1 protein-coding gene and 1 pseudogene are annotated in these 1,679 nt (G+C 67.6%); both read right to left on the bottom strand.

Annotated elements, in window-relative coordinates; all coding sequences use genetic code 11:
- The coding region (locus tag DBR34_RS16205; RefSeq protein WP_146186863.1) for a CpaF family protein at positions 1 to 1,220 on the bottom strand (1,220 nt) is incomplete at its 3' end.
- Positions 1,205 to 1,679, bottom strand: a pseudogene (locus DBR34_RS23450) (fimbrial protein); the annotation flags it as partial. The pseudogene DBR34_RS23450 and the gene DBR34_RS16205, both read right to left, overlap by 16 nt.

The following is a 1,679-nucleotide window of genomic DNA, read 5'->3' as shown; positions in this document are numbered from 1 at the left end:
AACATTTCCTGGGTGCTGATCAGGTTGTCGCTGACCCCGGTGATTTCCGTGATGGAGACCAGCACGCGGCGACCACTGCCGAGGCGCGAGATCTGCACGATGAAGTCGATCGCGCTGGCGATCTGCCGGCGCAGGCTGTCTTCGCTGCCCTGGAAACCGGCAAAGCCGGCCAGCATCTCGATCCGGTACAGGCAGTCACGTGGCGAGTTGGCATGGATGGTGGCCATCGAGCCGTCGTGGCCGGTGTTCATGGCCTGCAGCATTTCCAGTACTTCGGCGCCGCGCACCTCGCCCACCACGATGCGGTCCGGGCGCATGCGCAGGCTGTTGCGCACCAGGTCGCGGATGCTCACCGCGCCCTGGCCGTCCGCACCGCCGATGCGGCTTTCCAGGCGCACCACGTGCGGGTGGTTGAGCGAGAGTTCGGCGGTGTCTTCCACGGTGATGACGCGTTCGTCGGCCGGAATGTAGCTGGCCAGCGCGTTGAGCAGCGAGGTCTTGCCCGAACTGGTGCCGCCCGATACCAGGATGTTGCAGCGGCCCAGCACCAGGGCATGCAGCAGCGCCTGCATGGGGCGGTCGAAGGTGCCCATGCGCAGCAGTTCATCGGGGGTGAACGGATCCTTGCGGAATTTGCGGATGGACACCATGGGACCATCCACCGCCAGGGGAGAGATGATCGCGTTGAGGCGGCCGCCATTGGGCAGGCGCGCATCCACCATCGGGTTGGACTCGTCCAGCCGGCGCCCCAGCGGCGCCAGGATCCGGCGCAGGATGCGCAGCAGGTGGCTGTCATCGCTGAAGCGCTGCGGCGCGCGCAGCAGGCGGCCGCCCTGGGACACATGGATGTCCTTGTAGCCGTTGATCAGGATGTCTTCGATGCTGGGATCGTGCAGCAGGTCGTCGAGCGGCCCGAACCCGGTCAGTTCCTTGACCAGCGCGGCGGCCACCACCTCCATTTCCGACTCGTTGACCGGGATGCGCCACTCCTGCACGAAGATGGCGGTCTGGGTGTGCACGTAGCGCGCCACGGTGTCCGGTGCCCAGGCATCGATGTCGATGCGTTCGTCTTCGATGCTGTTGAGCAGGTGCTCATGGGCGGCGACCAGTACCTTCTGGTACTCATCGGACTGGGCGAACGGGGGGACCACGGCATCGGCCAGGGTGCCGGTATCGGCACGGGCATGCGGCGGCGCGAACGGCATCACTTTGTCTTCCATGGGAGACCACTCAGGCGGAGGACGAGTTTTTCCCGCCAGCCACGCGGCAGGACGCCGGCGAGGGCCGGGTCCAGTCGCGCCAGCAGCGGGGTGAGGGCACGCAGGTACGGGTCGCGCGGGGCATCCTGCAGCAGCAGATGGCCGTGGTTGGCACTGGCGCGCAGGCGGTTGCAGTCGGGCAGGGTGGCCAGCAGCGGCAGGCTGAAGCGCTCGGCGATCTGCTGGGGTGCGAGGCCGCCGGCTTCGTCATGGCGGTTGATCACCAGCTGCAGGCGACCGTCACGCACGCCCAGTGCCTCCAGCTGCTTCAAGGCCAGGTCCAGCGATACCAGCGTGCCGATGGCCTGGTCGGCCACCAGCCAGATCTCGTCGGCGCTGTTGAGCAGCGAGCGCGGGATCTGCCGCACGGGCGTGCCACCGAGGTCGCACAGCACGCGCTCGAACACGCCGCGCAGGCGC

Source organism: Stenotrophomonas sp. HMWF003, from assembly GCF_003061285.1.
GTDB classification, from domain to species: domain Bacteria; phylum Pseudomonadota; class Gammaproteobacteria; order Xanthomonadales; family Xanthomonadaceae; genus Stenotrophomonas; species Stenotrophomonas maltophilia_AP.
Note: the sequence above shows the minus strand (reverse complement) of the source record. Positions and strands in the feature narration are given on the sequence as shown.